This is a genomic window from Streptomyces sp. x-80 (assembly GCF_046549095.1).
Taxonomy (GTDB): Bacteria; Actinomycetota; Actinomycetes; order Streptomycetales; family Streptomycetaceae; genus Streptomyces; species Streptomyces celluloflavus.
Genome location: NZ_JAJPWM010000007.1, coordinates 102,850 through 119,562 on the forward strand (window position 1 = coordinate 102,850; position 16,713 = coordinate 119,562).

Here is a 16,713-nt window from a genome sequence, read left to right on the forward strand (position 1 = left end):
TCAGGCGATGAGGAGGCAGGTGTCCCAGGCGGATTCGGGTGGGGCGGTGGTGGCGGGGGCCAGGAGCGCCAGCACCATACCGGCGGCGCCGTTCAGGAATCCGGGTCCTGCTTCTTCGTTCTGGATGACCGCCTCCGCCGTGTACTTGGGGATGGTGCCGGGCGGGCAGGCAACGGCGAGAAGCGGCGGTATCGCCGCTCGGAGCTGTCCGGCGGTGGAGGGGTGCGCGTCGTCGGCGGTCCGGGCAGCGATGTGGGCGAGGCCGGAGAAGCCGTGGCACAGTCCGTTGTCCGTGGTCGCCTTGAGCTGCGCGCGATCTGTGAGAGCGGACACGAGCGCGTTCTCCGCTTCGACCTGGCGGTCGGTGTCGCCGAGGGCGAGGGCCGCGAGTTGCCGGGCACGGGCCAGGCCGGCGGTTCCGTAGCACCACGACGGTCGCCGCGGCGGGGACGGATCGGGGCGGCCTGTGCGCAGCTCGTCTCGCGTAACCCAGTAGGGCCACGCTTCGCCTTGGCCGGTCTTCTCCTGCCACCGGTCCAGCCAGGCCAGGATGGTGCGGACGGCATCGCGGTGGCCGCTGACGAACGTGCCGCGTCGGGCGGCGAGGGCCAGCAGCGCGAGCACGCCGCCGACGCCGTGGGCCATGCCGTGGTTGGCGTGACCACCCGGAAAGCGGTCGTCCTGTCGGCCGGACGGTCCGCTGAGGGTCCACCATCCCGGCAGGGCCTCGCCGCCGCAGGTCACCGGCTCGGTGAGGCGTACGCAGTAGTCGAGGATGGCGCTCACGTCGGCACCGGTGGGGTCGCGGCGCAGGAAGTAGGCACCGTAGCCTGCCAGCCCCCGGATCGTGTCGAACTCGGCGTACTCCGGTAGGCGCCCCGTGTCGATGCGGCGGTGCGCGGCCTCCAAGCGGCGACGGTTGTCGGCGCTCATCTGCCGGTCCAGGGTGCTCCGAGCGCGCTGGTAGGCGCCAGGCAGGTGGTCGCCGACGCAGGCCATGGCATGCGCGAGGGCGGGTGCGCCGTAGAAGGGGTGGCTGTCGGGGCCGCTGGTGAACGGCTGCCGAACGGCTGCGGCGAGCCAGTCATGGACGCGCTGCCACGGCCCCAGGCCGGCGGCGGCCCGTTCAATGTGCAGCAGGGCAATGCCGGTCGGCCCGTACGCGAGGTGCTGACGGTGCAGGGACGCATCCGGCCCCATCGGTGCGGTGGCGGGGTCGGCCAGGAGGTCGGCGACGGCGTCCACCGTCTTGAGCGCGAGGGGGTGGGTCACCGTGCCCTCCGGGACATCCAGGACAGGGCGGCGGCACGTGTGAGATAGAGGCAGATCTCTTCCTCGGCGAAGTCGACCGCGACGTGCCGCACGAAGTGCACGTGCAGGAGCGAGGAGAGGACGTCGTCCAGGCGGATGCCCTGGGTGTCCGGCCCGGGGAGGTGCGGCCGGTAGGCGGCGAGCGCCTCGTTCCGATCGGCCCACGCCTCCACGATGGTGTGCCCGCCTGGCACACCGCGCAGGGCTGCCCAGTCGCCGGACGGATCGGCCAGCCGTACGGTCTCGGTGAACTGCGGACGCGGCACCGTTGCGGGCGCGGCCGGCGGAATATGTTCGATCAGCCAGCGCATCCCCTCCCCAGTGCTACCGAGGAACGCGGTGGCGATGGCGATCGTATGTGCGGCCACCAGGGCACGCTGCTGCGGTCGTTGGGACTGGGAGAGCTGGGCAACGATGCCACGCGAGTCGGCGCGGAACACCTCCTCGGCCGCGTTCCAGGCAACCCCCGAACCCCAACGGCCCATCTCACGGTAGGAGGTGGGGAAGCGCATGTCCGACAGGAGTCCGCTGGTGCGCAGTTCATCGGCCCAAGCGCCGATCGTGCGGGCCGTCTCGGCGAAGGCATCGGGATCCGGCAGGGCGATCCGCACCCGCAAGTGCTGATCCGGGTCGCGGAAGCGGATGAACCACCACGGCGGGCCGCCGAGCCGGTCCAGCAAGACCGGGAGATGCTGGGCAAGCAGGGTGTCCTGGCGGCGCAGGTCGCCGTACAAGGTGGTCAGCAGCAGGGAGGAGACTCCGGGCGTTTGGATCTGCGCCCAGGAGAATGTGCGGGCCGGTGCGGGGGTCGGCAGAAGCGGCCACGCCGGCGGTCGCGTCGCCTTGAGCGGCATGACGACCTCATGCGCACGGCCGTCGGACCAGCCGTACGCGTCGGCGGCCGGAGCTTCCACGAAAACGGCCAGACGGACGCGGTTCAGATGCTGGCGCAACAGGGCGCGGTGTCCGGCCTGGCCAAGGTCGAGGTGCAGGCGCCGGTCCTCCTCGGCCAGGACGACCCGCTGCGGCGTCCGCCGCCGCGCCCTCCATTCCTCAAGGGCGGTGTCCCACTGGGCCTGGGGGCGGTCGCGGCCGGGCAAGTCGGCTGCCTCCAGCCGCCACCGGGCGGGGGCAAGCACCGTGCGCCCGTAGCGGAGTCGAGGCAGGAACGGCATCACGCTCGCGGCGCCCCAGTCGAACAAGGTGACCTGCGCGCACTGAGCGCGGGACAGCTCGGTGAGAAACCGGACCAGCGGCGGGGTGTGCGTGTTGAGGTTCAGCGCGTGCATCCCCACTGCCTCGACGCGGTGACCCAGCTCGGGTGCCGCCAGATACATACGGCGGCCGTCGCATGCCACCGCCAAGTCGTCGGGCGTGAGTACGTCGCTGCTGGTGGCGCGGTGCTCCTGGACGCTGATCACCGTGGGCAACACCTGCGGAGCACGCGTGACGTGGGCGCTCGTGGACAGCAGAGGCGGGAACGACAACTGGGCGGCGACGGTGCCGGCGTCTGCGGTCGGCAGGTCTGCCAGTTCCGCTGAAAGCCCCTCGCGGTCCTCGGGGGCCAGCACGCCGAGGAACCGGCCGGTGGTGACCCCAACGCCACGGGACACGCTCGCAAGCTCCAGGCGGAAGCGCCCGCGGTGCAGCTCCTCGACGCTGGCCGCGTACACCCGGACACCGACCTCCAGGTGCGGCGGCACCCTGGGGCGCTCCGGCCCCAGGTCCATCGCGGCGATCAGATCGTCGGTGAGCACCACCTCCTCGCGTCCGTCGAGAGCGGCAGCCTGAGCCAATCGCACCAAGGTGTCGTCCCGGACAGAGAGGCGGGAGCGGTCCTCAGCGGCCTGGTTGCCTGGGTACCCGTCGGGAAAGCCCGTGCCGCTGTCGGCGACGACTTCGTTGAGCGGCACCATCGTGCCGATGCCGTACCGCTCGTAGAACCGCCGCTGGTACGCCTTCCACACCGCAGTCCCGTACGGGTGGGCGCTCACCTGGGTCAAGACACTGGCGGCACGCTCGATCTCTTGCGCAACCGCCTCGGGCAACTCGATCTGGACGTCCAGCCGAAGATCCAGAGCAAGGGGGTGCCGCTTCAACCCTGGGACCTGAGCCCGCATCCGCGCGGCGGCGCGGGCCCGGCCGCTGCGGGAACCGCAACCGCTGAGGTCGACCTGCACCGCATGCAGATCGCGGACCGTATCAGCGACCGGCGCCACGCTGCCGGCGCTCACCGCGTCGAGCTGGCTCAGCAGGTAGTGCAGAGCGTCGGTCTCCGTACTCGGTGCGTGCAGGTTCGTGATCAGTACCTCGTGCTGAACCAGCTCCCGTACGAGCCGTTGAATCTTCCCGGGGCCCGCCGCGGGGAACTCCGCAGCAAGCTTGTCCGCGAGGACACCCACGGGGATCGGCTCCCGGGCTGCGTCCAGGACTGCCCGCACGGGCCCGGTCAGGGCCACGGATGCCTCGACCGCACGCCGACGGTCACCCTGGGGGTCGGACTTGTACGGCACGATGATCCGGTCACCGCGTTTCGCAGTGGTGTTGTTGACGACCACCAGGAGACGTTCCAGCAGCTCGGGGCACGATTCCAGCAGCTCGACCACGGCAGCCAGCCACTCCGCACTCGCCCGGCCGACAACCGCGTGGTCCGAGCCCCAGATCATGCGCGCTCTGGGCCCGATGGCGGCCGAGGCCACGCCGGCGAACAGGCCGAACGGAGTCGCCCGGTGTTCGGCACGCAGCACGTAGCGCGCTACTGAGGCGACGGCACGCCGCACGTCACGCGCGGCCGGGGCGCTGGACGAGCACAGGGCGCGCACCTGCGAAGCGAGAGCAGAGCTGGCGTGCTCCAGAGCCTCTGCAACGTCCTCCTCGGACCACACCTCGCGCAACCACGCGAGCCGGGCAGCCGCGCCGCGAGGGGACGGGTCATCAAGGTCAGGGCACGGGGAAACGGTAAGTTCCGGCCGAGCGACAGCACGGAGGAGAGCGGTCTTCCCGGCGCGAAATGCGGTGCTCGAAGTCATCACAACCTCCGTGGTCCAGATGGGCGGCCGGTGCCTTCGCGCGGAGAGTCGCGAAGGCACCGGCCTGAGATGACGTGCGCCTCAGATCAGGCGACGTTGGTGGTGCAGGCGCCGCAGGTGGTGCCGCAGTTGTCGTTCGTCAGGCTGATCAGACCGGCGGTGTCGGAGACCTCGACCAGGGTGACGTCCAAGTCGAAGCCGTCCGACTCCGTACCCGAGCCCTGGGGCTTCGCCTTCGTGGTGTGTGTGATCTGGGGACTCATGCGAACTCCCGTGTCTTCGAATCGAATTGCGGATGGTGGTACTGCCGGGACCTACGTGCGGAGCGTATGGAGACCACAACGCCGCAGGGCTGATTCCCGGCCACCCGAACCGGTCTCGGCGCTGATCGCGCGGGCGCGTCAGCTCCTCGTTCCGGTGCGGGGACTGACCGCCTCGATAAGCCGGGCTCGAAGGCAACCGGCCCGCCGAGACGGAGTCTGTGGGCGGCAGTCGGCCGGAGAAGTCAGGCTGCTGCCTCGTCGCCCGCACGAAAGGAAAGGCCCGGCTGTGGGGACTTCGTGGCCTTCACGCGGCGCCCCTTTCAGCAGGCGTTTCGGTGTCGCCGGCGTCGAGGTCGGTGTCCGGTTCGGTGTGGTGCTGGTGCAGTGCCTGCGAGCTGACGGCATAGGGGGGCAGTCCGACGCCGGCGCGGCGGGCGTCGAGCCGGTCCGGCTCGTGGATCGGCAGGACCTCGATGCCGGCGGGCCCGTACCGGTGCTGCGTGCCATAGATCTGCGGGCGGCCTTCCTGCACACAGCACCGGTCGAAGAAGTGGGCCCACTGCGCCTGGGTCGCCTCGCCCTGCCGGACAGCCTCTGTCAGCACTCGCAGCAGGGCCTTCTGGACCTCGTAGTCGTCGGCGTGCAGGGCGATCAGCCACGCGGCGCGGGCGGCCTCCTCCCCGACGAGAGTGCGCCCCGGCCATCCGTGCTCGGCCACGATCCGCCGCAGCACCTGGGTATTGGCACGGTCGACGTGCTTCATCGCGTCCGCCTCGACGTCGCTCAGATGCGCGTGGCGGGGCGCGGGGAGCCTCCAGTGGCGGCGGGCCGCCTCCGCGCGCGCCAGGAGATCGCGGCCGATGTCGGGCCGCTGCCCTCCAGCTGCCGTTTGTGGCGCGGTCATGATGCGGCCGTCCCGGTGAGTTTCGCGGCCAGGCGGCGGGCGCTCTCAGGCGGCAGGCCCCCCAGCTCGATCGCGGGTTTGCGCTGACAGGCGTCGCAGGACGGCGTGAAGTCGGCATCGATCGACTGGCCGACGACGGACCGGACGGCCTTGCCCAGCGTCAGGGCCAGAGCCTCGATCTGGTGCCAGTCCCACGGATCGCATCCGGGCTGCGGCACCCCGAGCACGTCGCACAGGACTTCCCCGTCGGCCAGCGTGATGTGCCCGATGTCCACCCACCCGCCCCGCAGGCGCAGGCCGGCAGCGCGTACCCCCAGGGAATCCAGCGCGACCCGCAGAGCCTCCGCCGCGGCGTAGGGCTCCGGCAGGTTCTCACGGATCAATGCGGCGAGACGGTGGGCTTCGTCCGCTCCCCCCACACCCACCGTCACCACGGACACGGACGGGATATCCACGGCCCGCACCGGCCACGAAATGGCGGCCGCCCGCAGCGCCCCGCCCAGAGCCTCGGCGGCCTCGCGCTCCTGTGCCTGTCCCTCGCGGCGCTCGGCGAGAGCGCGGCCCGAAGCCGCGGGTGCGCACGCAGCCCGCATCGGGGCGGCCGGACGCCGACGCGGGGATCCCAGCAGAGCCAGAGCACCGCGGACGAAACCCGAAAGGCCGGGAAAATGTGCCGTCATTGCCGGACCTCCCCCAGTTCCGCGTCGAGGTAGATGGGCAGGTGGTCGGAGGCCGCGCGGGCCTGGGCGGTGTCGTGGGTCCGATAGGCCCGCACCTTGATCTGCCGGGTGGTCAGGATGTGGTCCAGGTGCAGTGGCACGGGCTCGTTGGCGTACCAGTAGCCGACCGTCGCCGCCCTCGCCTCGCTCACGAGGGTTTGCGGGTCGATCCAGCCCGAGTTCAGCAGCACCCGCAGCGCGCGGCGATCCACGTCGCCGAAAGAGCCGTCCGCCCGCATGAGCCGGTAGCGCGAATGCAGGTTCCGCGGCACCAAGTTCCAGTCCGGCTCCGGGTCCTGGTTACTCGGTACGTTCAGATCGCCAAGACACACCGCGGCTTGCGGACAGCCGGGGAAGACTCCGCCGTAGTCGGTGACCCAGCGCGTCTCCTTGAGCCGCGTCTCCCCCTCGCTCCACGCGAGATGGGTGGCGAAGGCGAGAAACTCCTCGCTCTCCACGGCCAGGCGGGCACGGGCGAGCCCATGGTGGAGAGCTCCCTTGCCCAGATCCGGCCGGTACCCCACCACCCGCACCTTCTCGGGCCGGTACAGCAGCGCCAGATGATTGCGACCATTGCCGATGTGCGACGTGACCGGCGGCAGCGGGACCATCTTCAAGGCATTGGCGAGCTCGAAAAGGCGCCGCCAGTCCTCCGCCTCCCACCCCGTCAGCTCCTGAAGGGCCAGCACGTCGCACTGGAGCGCAGCCAGGATCTCGATCTGGCTGTGCCGGCGGCTCTCGTCACGGCCGTTGACGCCGTCGATGCCGCCGTTGAACAAGTTCCACGAACCGAACCGAACGGTCTCCGTCATACCGACCGCCCCGCGAGCACCCCGGCGGAGCCGGTAAGCGGACGGTGCGGCGCGATGATCCGGCCGCCCGGCAGGAGTTCACCGGTGTCCTCGAAGAGAAGGACACCGTTGCACAGAAGGCTCCAGCCCTGCTCCGGATGGCGAGCCACAGGGTGCGCGGCTTCCCGGTCGGAGGACTCCGCCGCCGGGCACGGCGGTACATGCTGACACATCGCCAAGGTCCTTTCACAGAAGAGGGACAAGCCGAATGCGGGGGCGCTGGACCGCCCGCCCACCGGGCTGCGGCTGGGCGGCTGCCTGGACTGAGGGCCGGTCGCCCTCACCGAGATGAGGGCGACCGGGCGTGCTGCTCACGCCCAGCCAGTGGAAAACGTGAGCAGCAGCGTCATTCCTCCGACGTGAGGACCCACGTGCCGCGCACCCCGCGTGGCGACCTCGTGGAATCGGAGAAACCCCGTCTGGATGCCACCTCCACGGCACGGTGGGGACAGCACCGTGGAGGTGACGGCTTAGGGGTGATGGAACTGAGCGATCGGGCCGGCCGCCCTCACAGGAAAGGGCGACCGGGACGCGCAGCTCACGCCGTCGGCAGGTGACAGCGTGAACAGCAGCGCCGTTCCTCCGCGGGAACCACGGGCCTGCCGCTGCCCACCCCGCGTGGCGGCCTCATGGAATCGGAGAAACCCCTGCTGAAAGTCACCTCCACGACACGGTGGGGACAGCACCGCGGAGGTGACGGTCTAGGGGGCGACGGAGTGACTGCGAAACACCCCGACACCCATCACGGCAGCGAAGGCAACCAGTGCCATAGCGACCTTGAGCAAAATTCCGATCTGTACCCGATTCCGCAACTTCGGCGAAGCGACGGGCGACGGCTCGCTCCCCTCAACCGCGAGGACGTACCCAGTCGGCAGGGCGACCAGATCACGCTTTGCGGGGCCGGCTCCCACCGGTTTGAAGGGGTGCAGAGACATCGACTTCTCCTTACCTGCCACAGTAGGTAGTACGGGAGACTCAAGCCGGGGTGCTGCTGCCTCATCGGCCAGTGAGGGCCGCCCCCTGCACAGCGCAGACAGCACCCCGGCGCCGCTCGGCAACTCACCCTCTTCAGATGCGCTGGCCTGACCGGTAGAACCACCTTGATGCATGTGCGAGTTACTGTGCAAGCGCAACAACACATGCTTGAAAATTGGCAATTGCCCAACCTCTAACAAGGTCTTGTTCGAGGGGAGACAAGGAGTGGCACACTCAGGGGCACGAGGCACACCGACACCTGACAGCAGCCAAGTTGAGCACCAACACGGTGCCAGTCGAGCACCCACAAGACGGGGAGAGGAAGACAAGGTGGCAGCGAAGCGGGGAGCCACGTTCAGGCGCCGAGAGCTGGGCAAGGAGCTGAGGAAGCTCAGGGAGAAGAACGGATTCACGCTCCAGGACGTAGCCAAGGAGCTGGGGTTCTCGCATACGAAGCTCGCACGTGTCGAGATCGGCGAGAACGATTTGCCTCGGGTGGGTGATCTCGAAGCCCTCATGGACCTCTACGACGAGGACCTCCCCAAGGAGGACCAGGAGACGTTGCTCCAGCTCCACCGTGAGTCACTGAGCAAGGAACCGTGGACCCCCTACAAGGCGTTCATGCCGTCGAAGATGCCGACATACCGAGGGCTGGAGCAAGACGCCACGGTTATGCGTGCCTTCCAGCCGAACTTTGTGTTCGGTCTCCTCCAGACGGATGCCTATGCCCGATCCCTGTTCGTGATCGCGAAGCCCGTAGACGAGACCACCACCGAGTACATCGACCAGAACGTCCGGCTCCGCCTCGAACGCAAAGAGCTGATCACCCGGACTGAGAGCCCGTTGGAGCTACGCGTCATCATGGACGAGACGGCCGTGAGACGCATGGTGGGTGGGCCAGAGGTCATGCGTGAGCAGTACGACGAGATCGTGGAACTGAGCCGCCTGGAAAACGTAACCATCCAGATCCTCACGCACGATGTCGTGACTTACCGCTCGGAGAGCAACTTCGCGATTCTCAACTTCCCCGACGCCCTCGACCCCATCGTCCAGGTGGACATGCCGAACACCATCAGCGTCACGGACGAGCAGCGCGAGGTCCAGAGGAATGTCCGCCGCTTCGACGCCATGCGTGACAGCGCCCAGCCCCCGGCTCGTACGGCCGGGTTCCTGCAAGAACTAACACGAGAGTGGTAGTAGCCATCAATACACACATCACGGCCCCTGACGTGGCCGAAGAGTCCGCTTGGTTCAAGTCCTCGCACAGCAACGACACCGGAGGCTCATGCGTTGAGATCGCGGACCTGACCAGCCAGGTAGCTATCCGCGATTCCAAGAACAAGAGTGGTCCCGCACTCGTCGTGCCGACGGCGGCCTGGGCGTCGTTCGTGGGACTTGTCTGCTCCGGCAGCGTCGACTCGGACGTTACTGGCTGACCCGGTTCAGGCACGGTGGCCCCCTCAGTCGACGTGAGGGGGCCACGGTGCCGCCGCCGTAGCAGCGTCGTGTGCGTCCGGCCGCGGGCCGAAGGCTCGCCGACACCTCGGGTGCGAGATCGGCGCCGCGGCAGCGTCCTCGATCGTTCGCAGAGTGCCATTGGCCTTGTCGGGGTCGGTGTGACTGATCCAACCGCAGTCGAATCCGTCGAACACCTCGACGTAGTCCACGCCGGCCAAGCGCGTGCTGTTGAGCGTTCCAGCGTTGTAGGCGACGGCGCTTTTCGCAAGGGTAGCGGCCTCGGCCCAGGCGCGGATGGGCATACGGGCGCTGTTGCGGTAGGTGACGTAGGTCAGTTGGTGCTCGGTGGCGAGCCGGTCGGCGAGACTCTTTGCGGCCTGCTTCGCCGTGGTATTGCCTGCCGCCAGCAACGGCACCTCGCGGCGAGCGGCTGCGCGCGCGGCCCGGTAGAACGTGCCCGCCATGCGCTGAGCTTCCTCGGAGCGACGGAAGAAATCAGCGTACGAGTCTGCCGCGAGTGACTGGAGCGCGTCGCGGTGGAACGTGGTCCACGTGAAGGTCACACCCAAGGCTTCGGCTGCCGCACTCCCGCCCTCTTCGTACAGGTGAGGGAGCTGCCGCTGCACAAACTGCCGGGCTTCCTGATCAACGCGCTTGCGGAAGGCGCGGATCGCCTCCTTGAACTCTTCCAGAGTCGCCAGGGTGTACGGCGTCCTCGGGTTGTCCGCGAACCGGACGATCACCTCGCGCTGCTTGCCGGCGAGACGCTGCCACGCGTCGTCGAGGACAGCAGCGACCCGACGCGCGATCTTGTCGGGATCTCCGGGAACCAACGGCGGCCACTCGTAGGACATGGACGCTCTACCGCGTCCGCCGGAGCGGCAGGAGAGGCACGGTGACCAGATCGACGCCCGCCTCACCGACTGCCAGATCGTCCGGGGCGACGAGTTCGGCGAGGCCCGCTATCTGCCGCTCCAGTCCCGCGAGGTTGTTGCTCTGGTCGATGGTGACCACGCCGTCGACCGTCATGCGCAGCGGTTCGCCCAGCAGCCTGGCACGGCGCTCGGTAAGGACTTCGTTGGCAACCTTGCGTGCGCTGCCCAGGCGGGCGTAGCGGGCTGCAAGGTCAGCCTGGTCTGCCGTTGTGCCGAGCTGCGCGAGCAGCCAGGCAAGGATTGCCCCATCCATCACGATCTCCCTAGGGAAGCGGGACCTCCTACTGATGCCAGTAGGAGGTCCCGGCACGGGCGTTATCCGGCAGCCGGCGCGGCCTTAGTGCGCTTCGAAGCAGGGACCGGCTTGGGCGAGGCAGCGGCCGGAGATCCCTCCGGCGTCTCGTCAGCGGCTGAGGTCCCGTCCTGCCACGCGTCCGGATTGGTGATCACAGCCGCGACCTCCGGCTCCGGTTCCTGCCCCGGAGCCAGGACAATCCACTCCCGGCTGACTGGGTGCTCGACGTGAACCGCGGCCGCGAGTCGGGCACTCATCAGATCACCTTCGCCACGATGTGGGCGTCCGGAGTGTGGAGCACCGGCATGCCGACTGCTGCGCCCTTGGTCCAGATCTGCACCGGGTCATCCTGTGCGCCCCTGGTGATGATGATTCCCGGACGGTCCTCGCGGGTGATCTCCGGATTCGTGCCGCGTGAGAGCGCCAGGCCCTCCGCGGTCACGCCGAAGATCGTCTGCCCCCACTTCGTACGGTCCGGCGGCAGCATGATCCAGCGGTCCTCCGGCAGAACCTTCGTCTGCACGCCGTCGACGCGCACCTGGCCCTTGTAGAAGGTGACCGGGGGCAGGCCATAGTTATCGCGCACCACGTTGATCTGCTGCGGGGTGAGCGTCGCGGTCGGCGTGTTCGACGGGTTCACGCTGCCGAAGTAGGCCGCCCGGTAGGCGTTGTTCGCGGCGAGGAGGCTGAACGCCTTCCGGCTCGTGAGCACCACGTCCGGAGCGGGCGCCCCCCGGTCGTCGAGATACTGGATCCACGCCAGCTCATCCTTGATCGGATCCGATGTAGGGTCCGACCAGAGCTTCGGAGCGGTCGGCAGGTTGCCCACCGGCACACCCCAGTCGACTTCCGTGGTCAAGCCGTTCTCCGCGACGAGGGAGAACTTCCCGTCGACCAGGACGTCGCCCCAGGCGAGTTCTACTCTGGAGCGGATCGCCTCGACGTGCCGCTCGGTGTCGTCGTACAGCAGCTCAATCAGCCGGTCCTCGTCCGCGCCGCGGGACGTCTCCAGGAGGATCTGCTCCTGCTCGCCGACGAGCAGCTTCTGTCCGAGCGGCGGCAGCATGCCCTCGCGGGTGGTCTGCCACGCCTCGCGGGACGCAAAGGGGACGCTGGCGTCGAAGGCGCGGTACTTGGCAACGTTGACGTACCGGCCGTTGTCCTTGACCCGCCACTTCACCTCGTCCTGCTCCAGCGTCGGGATGATCCCGCCGTCCTTGGTGAGCAGGTGGTCCACCGGTGAAGGGATGGCGCGGGCGAAGGTCGTGAGGTCGCGGGCCGCGACGTTCTTGATCAGGTCCTGAATGGTCATCGCCGGCTGCCTCTCACACGTACCGGATCTGCGGGCCGGTCACCGACGGGGTGACCTTGGTGGGGTCGATGCCGCCGGGCACCTTCGACGCGACGACCACGCCGTGCCAGAGCAACGCGGCAGGTGCCTTGGTCGCGGTCGGCGCGAACAGCACTTCCGCGAAGACGTGGCCTGCGAGGTTCTGGCAGCCGTCGGTCGCCGTCGGGTCGAAGGCTCCGTACAGCCCGCTCGCGGTGAGCTTTCCGACGGGTACGCCGGACAGCACCCGGCTGTAAGGCTGGCTGGTGTCGGCCGACGCGGCAGTGTGCGTACCGGCGGTCAGCTTCGAGATGTCGAGCGTGATGGTCTCAGTGGAGTCGGTGCCGTGCAGTGCCGCGAGCCAGGCCCGGTCAGCGGTGTACGACGTCGACGTGGTGATGGGCTGGAGTGTCACAGCCGTCCTCCCGTGGACGTGAAGCGAATCAGATTCGCGCACTCACCTGGTGGTGGCGCCGTCCACGGGAGGAGTGAGGGGCGTGGTCCCCATGTCCGGCTTTCCCACCGGTGGGGTCACGGTGTGCGCCATGACGTCGCTGGGCCTGGTCAGCCGGTGATGAAGCCCCTCCGCCGAGCCATTTCGAGCCCTGCCGCGCCAGGCTTGGGCGGTACGCCAGCGCGCGAGGGCGGGCCGCTGGCCGGAGACCCACCGGGGGCAGGCGGCGTGGTCTCGCGGGTCTGGCCGAACAGCTCCGGCCTCCGCTCCTTCAATTGCTCGGCAGCCGAAGCGACCGCCCTCTCATCGGCGCCGGGCTGGTCGTCCAAGGCCCGGTCGATGAGGAGTACCGCGTCAGCGAGGTCATCCCCGGCCGCGCCGAGTCCAGCAAGGGCGGCGCGTCGGACAGCGGCGCGTTCCTTGGCTGCGGCCTGGGCCTCGCGGGCCTCGGCTGCCCTCAGCTTCTCCTCGGCGGCCAGCTCGCGGCGTTCGACTTCCGTCAGCACGGCCTGCTCGGCGTCACGCTTAGTGGTGATGAACTCGGCCAGGGCGTCGGAGTTGTCGAATCCCAACTCGCCGAGCAGCTTCTTGACGGCAGCGCGCCCGCCCTGCGTCTTCTCCCGGGCCAGCAGTCGTGACAGGTCTTCCTGCGTGACCGCGCCTCCGGCTGCTGCGCCGCCGTGTTCGGGCCTGTTGGCGTCGTCCTCTGGTGAGGCACCGAGGATCCGATAGATCGGCCGCCCGTCACGGCGGTGCCCGACCGGTTCGAGCGGGTTGGGGAGCGAGGGGCGCGTCATGCGTGAACCATCCACAGGTCTCCAGCGCCCCCGCGCCTAGATCACTGTACCGATCTCGTGGCGTGTCTCGCTTCGCCGTTGTCTGCTCGCGCGGCGATTACGGGCGCTGCGGGTCGAACTCGGTACCGGCGAAGAGGTGGGCTGTGCTGCGGGTGCCGCCGGTCACCTCGTCCATCAGCCGCACGGTGATGACCTCCCTGGGTGTGAAGTAGCTGCGGAACGAGTTCGTCTCCGTGATGATCTCTTGTGCTTTGGCTCGTGATTGCTCCGCGACGGCAGCCCGTACATTGCCGTGCACCTGTCGCATCCAGTCAGTGAACGGGCTGTAGAACAGGTCGTATCCGAGGTGCGAGGCCAGGGCGAGTGCCACCTCGTTGTTCTTCATCAGTTCCCCGGCTTTCGAGTCGAACTCGCGGAGCTCTACGAAGCGCCCCGCTGCGGTGTCAGTGATGACGGTCTGGAGATACGTCATCCATTGCGTCCCGTCTGTGCGGATCTTTGCGATCAGCTCGATCGCCTCGGCCTTCTCCTTGGCCGCCTTGTCCCGTTCATCTTCGGCCTCCTTGCGCTGCTGCAATCGTCGCGGCACCAGGTAGGCGACGGTGGCCGCCATGGCTGCTGCTGTGACGCTGGAGGTGAAGGTGATCCATGCGCCGTCCATCGGACGCCCCCGGGCTCTTCGCAGATGATCGGACACGGGAACAACGTGCTCACTACTCGGAAGGTGCCAGCGGGACATCTGGGATTTCCGGATCCGCTTCGGGCAGCCCAAGGTATTTGCGCACTGCGGCGTTGTCACCGGTGGCATCTGCGAGGCGAGCGGCGGCCTCGAAGGCTCGGGCCTGGATGCGCTCGATCTCGGCCTGAGCATCGTCGATGGGGTATCCGGCGTCGATCAGCATGCGGATTCCGGTCTCCACCGACAGGACGCCCGCGCCGACTCCCTTGACCACTTCGTTGAGGACGGCAGCACGGTCGGTCGGGGTGTGCGGTCCCCACATCAGTCGTGCGGGCAGGGACTCCCCCGCGGGCCATCCCTCGGCCTGCCCCGCCTGGTGGAGTCGTTGGACCATGCGCAGCAGCACCGCGTACTTGTGGGTTCGGGCCAGGCGCATGGCGACGACGAGTGAGTCCAGGGGGCCGAGGGCGAGTTGCAGGGCGTAGCCGGATGGCAGGGCGGTCGGGTCGAGGGTGCCAAGGCCGGCGGCCGTGAGTCGGGAGTTCGCGGCGATGCGGTCGAGGATGTGGTCAACGCGGGACCGGAGTTCGGCGAGCTGGGCGGAGGTGTCGAGGACATCCATGCGCCCGTTGTCGTTGAGCTGCCATACCGTCCCGGCTCGTACCTTGACCGGAAGCGGCTGTCCGGTGGCGCGGTCGATGGGTAGCCGTGCTCCGGCAAGGCCGATGATCGGCGAACCGGTGGTGGCTGAGGCTCCGGAGCTGTCAGTGTCGGTGGCGGACAGCTCGTCCAGGGCCTGGAGGACAGTGGCCACGGTCGGCTTGCCCCAGTGCTCGCCGCTGGCCGGGATGGAGTTGGTGACCTGGACGAGGGGGATGAAGTCCACCATCAGGTCGAGGCGGTCGAGGACTTCACCATCCGATCGGACGCGGTAGGTGGCCTTGTGCATGGGCAGGTCGTAGAGGAAGTCGGCGTACTTGAGGTCGTCCAGCTCCCATTCGGCGTCGGTGAGGTAGCACGTCCACGGGGTCGGCCGTCCCGGCGCCCAGGGGTAGGTTCGCGTGATCGCGCCGGTCTCGCCGTTGAGGGAGTCGCCCTTGCTCAGGACCGGTGCGCCGTCGTCGGCGTAGATGTACTCGCGCACCGCGTTGCCGTTCTTCGCGGTGCCGCGTCGGCTGGCGGGAGCGATCGGCCCGAGTTCGTAGGTGATGCGGCGGAGCCTGGCTTTCAGACCACGCCGCTTGTCCTCCGGCAGTTCCCAGGCCAGATGCACCCGCATGGGGAACTCGGCGCCGTCCTGCTCACCGTCCTCCGGCCACTCCGGAAAGTACAGGCCCGGGTCCCACGTGCGCAGCAGGACGCGCCCCTTCGCCGGTTCCCAGGCGAGGCTGTAGACCGCGTCGCCCAGCAGGATCGCGGTCCGCTCCGCCTGCTGGATGCGCAGTGGCAGCAGCTCCTTCTCAGCCCATGCCCTCAGCTTCTCCTGAACGGCCAGCGCCATGGCGGCCTCACTCGTCGGCTCATCGTCAGCGTGCTCTGCGCCAGCGACCGTGATGGTCTGCTCGGAGCCCAGGAGGTAGCCGAGCGCGGTGTCGACGAGCTTCGAGGCGTCGCCGAGTTCACGCCGCTCGGTTCCCGATTCGTCGTCCCCGGTGATAGCGGCCACCTGGCCGGCCTGGTTGGAGTCGTACGCGGCAAGCAGGCGGTAGGCAGCCAGGCGCCGCAGGTCCTCGTCGGGGACCCAGGATGAGGTCAGCTCCGCCCAGGCGTTGCGGCCCGGTCGGCGCGGGTCGGCCATGACTGGCTTGTAGTCCAGCCAACTCCAGACGTCGGTGATCAGCTCGCGCAGGCCCACAATGCCCCTCCAGGCAGTCGGCCCCGCGCCGCAAGATCAGGTTACGGCGTTGGCTCGGCCCCGCTGGCCTCTGCCACCGCCTCGTCGTATCCCGGCATCCCCGGCGCCGGGAAAGAGGAGCACGCGGAGAGGAATCCGCCACGGTCGCCCGCGCTCTGCTCGTGCTCGCCGAGCTGGTCCCACCGGTCCTTACACTCCTGCTCGCTCGGACTGGAGTAGGCGGGCGGTGCGCCGCTGGCGATCTTCTGTCGTTGCAGGGCGAGCCCTTCGCTGCGCCCGAGCCGGTACGTCTCGCGCACACGGTCGAGGTGTGCGGCGCGCTGATCCTCGGCCGTCGGCTTCCCCGCTCCGGACGAACAGCCCGTGAGGCACACGACCGCGAGGGCGGCGGTGCACAGGGCTGTGGTCCAACTCCCCCTGGTCCCCATGATCGTGAGGCTAGCAACAGGTACGGGCCTCCGGCCCGCAGTGGGCAGTTTCCTCATGGGGCCGTTACGTGCACGCGTACTGTAACCGAGTCGCGGCAAGTGGCCGCAAATTAACAGATGTTTCCGCTAGGATCCTCATCCGCCAGAGCAACTACCCTTAGATGAAGCGGCGTTATGACGGCGGCCCAAGTACGGGAACCTCGCACGTGTCAAGCATTCCCACCAGGCTCACGGTTCGAGCCGTGCGAGCGCCCGATCCGGTCGAACGGGCTATGCGACGCCCACAACCAGCAGCGGGCGGCGGGAAAGGACCTGCGTCCTCCAAGGAAGCGACGCCGTGCCCAGTCTGAGCTGTGCACTTTCGGCGGCTGCAAGAACCCGACTGTCGCGAATGAATTGTGCAACGGGCACTATCAACAGTCGAAACGTG

17 protein-coding genes are annotated in these 16,713 nt (G+C 68.6%); 2 read left to right on the top strand and 15 right to left on the bottom strand.

The window, feature by feature from the left end; translation table 11 throughout:
- From ACLJWH_RS15705 to ACLJWH_RS15735, 7 genes are all read right to left on the bottom strand, one after another.
- Positions 1-1,272 carry a lanthionine synthetase C family protein gene (locus ACLJWH_RS15705; protein ID WP_411142323.1) on the bottom strand — a complete coding sequence of 424 codons (1,272 nt, stop codon included), beginning with the start codon at positions 1,270-1,272 and terminating at the stop codon, positions 1-3.
- Positions 1,269-4,340, bottom strand: a complete 3,072-nt coding sequence (locus tag ACLJWH_RS15710) for a lantibiotic dehydratase (protein ID WP_411142324.1) — start codon at positions 4,338-4,340, stop codon at positions 1,269-1,271. The genes ACLJWH_RS15705 and ACLJWH_RS15710 overlap by 4 nt, the downstream gene beginning before the upstream one ends.
- A gap of 86 nt (positions 4,341-4,426) precedes the next feature.
- A complete protein-coding gene (locus ACLJWH_RS15715) occupies positions 4,427-4,603 on the bottom strand; it encodes an FxLD family lanthipeptide (RefSeq protein WP_411142325.1) in 177 nt (58 codons plus the stop codon).
- Positions 4,604-4,907: 304 nt separating this feature from the next.
- Positions 4,908-5,507: a DUF6624 domain-containing protein gene (locus ACLJWH_RS15720; protein ID WP_411142326.1), complete on the bottom strand. Its 600-nt coding sequence runs from the start codon at positions 5,505-5,507 to the stop codon at positions 4,908-4,910.
- Positions 5,504-6,100, bottom strand: coding sequence for a hypothetical protein (locus tag ACLJWH_RS15725; protein ID WP_411142327.1), 597 nt, complete (start codon positions 6,098-6,100; stop codon positions 5,504-5,506). Before ACLJWH_RS15725 ends, ACLJWH_RS15720 begins: the two co-directional genes overlap by 4 nt.
- Positions 6,101-6,183: 83 nt before the next feature.
- The gene (locus ACLJWH_RS15730) at positions 6,184-7,038 is read right to left on the bottom strand and encodes an endonuclease/exonuclease/phosphatase family protein (protein WP_411142328.1); all 855 of its coding nucleotides are present in this window, start codon (positions 7,036-7,038) and stop codon (positions 6,184-6,186) included.
- Positions 7,035-7,250: a DUF5999 family protein gene (locus ACLJWH_RS15735; protein ID WP_411142329.1), complete on the bottom strand. Its 216-nt coding sequence runs from the start codon at positions 7,248-7,250 to the stop codon at positions 7,035-7,037. Before ACLJWH_RS15735 ends, ACLJWH_RS15730 begins: the two co-directional genes overlap by 4 nt.
- Positions 7,251-8,382: 1,132 nt before the next feature.
- On the opposite strand from ACLJWH_RS15735, the gene ACLJWH_RS15740 reads away from it, so the two are divergent.
- Together ACLJWH_RS15740 and ACLJWH_RS15745 are read left to right on the top strand one after the other, a co-directional pair.
- Positions 8,383-9,249 (top strand): helix-turn-helix domain-containing protein, encoded by an 867-nt coding sequence (locus ACLJWH_RS15740; RefSeq protein ID WP_411142330.1) that lies wholly within the window; start codon positions 8,383-8,385, stop codon positions 9,247-9,249.
- A gap of 32 nt (positions 9,250-9,281) precedes the next feature.
- Positions 9,282-9,488, top strand: coding sequence for a DUF397 domain-containing protein (locus ACLJWH_RS15745; protein ID WP_411142331.1), 207 nt, complete (start codon positions 9,282-9,284; stop codon positions 9,486-9,488).
- A gap of 24 nt (positions 9,489-9,512) precedes the next feature.
- Here the strand turns inward: ACLJWH_RS15745 and ACLJWH_RS15750 are convergent, their stop codons facing one another.
- From ACLJWH_RS15750 to ACLJWH_RS15785, 8 genes are all read right to left on the bottom strand, one after another.
- Positions 9,513-10,364, bottom strand: a complete 852-nt coding sequence (locus ACLJWH_RS15750) for a hypothetical protein (protein WP_411142332.1) — start codon at positions 10,362-10,364, stop codon at positions 9,513-9,515.
- 7 nt (positions 10,365-10,371) lie between these two features.
- Positions 10,372-10,698 (bottom strand): hypothetical protein, encoded by a 327-nt coding sequence (locus ACLJWH_RS15755; RefSeq protein ID WP_411142594.1) that lies wholly within the window; start codon positions 10,696-10,698, stop codon positions 10,372-10,374.
- Positions 10,699-10,996: 298 nt separating this feature from the next.
- Positions 10,997-12,052, bottom strand: a complete 1,056-nt coding sequence (locus ACLJWH_RS15760) for a major capsid protein (protein ID WP_411142333.1) — start codon at positions 12,050-12,052, stop codon at positions 10,997-10,999.
- 13 nt (positions 12,053-12,065) lie between these two features.
- On the bottom strand, positions 12,066-12,485 hold the full coding sequence (locus tag ACLJWH_RS15765; protein WP_411142334.1) for a head decoration protein: 420 nt from the start codon (positions 12,483-12,485) through the stop codon (positions 12,066-12,068).
- A 149-nt stretch (positions 12,486-12,634) separates the two neighbouring features.
- Positions 12,635-13,321: a hypothetical protein gene (locus ACLJWH_RS15770; RefSeq protein ID WP_411142335.1), complete on the bottom strand. Its 687-nt coding sequence runs from the start codon at positions 13,319-13,321 to the stop codon at positions 12,635-12,637.
- A 97-nt stretch (positions 13,322-13,418) separates the two neighbouring features.
- Complete coding sequence (locus ACLJWH_RS15775) at positions 13,419-13,982, bottom strand: hypothetical protein (RefSeq protein ID WP_411142336.1); 564 nt, start codon at positions 13,980-13,982, stop codon at positions 13,419-13,421.
- 52 nt (positions 13,983-14,034) lie between these two features.
- Positions 14,035-15,855, bottom strand: coding sequence for a hypothetical protein (locus ACLJWH_RS15780; RefSeq protein WP_411142337.1), 1,821 nt, complete (start codon positions 15,853-15,855; stop codon positions 14,035-14,037).
- A 41-nt stretch (positions 15,856-15,896) separates the two neighbouring features.
- Positions 15,897-16,283, bottom strand: a complete 387-nt coding sequence (locus tag ACLJWH_RS15785) for a hypothetical protein (RefSeq protein ID WP_411142338.1) — start codon at positions 16,281-16,283, stop codon at positions 15,897-15,899.
- Between the last annotated feature and the right edge of the window lie 430 nt (positions 16,284-16,713).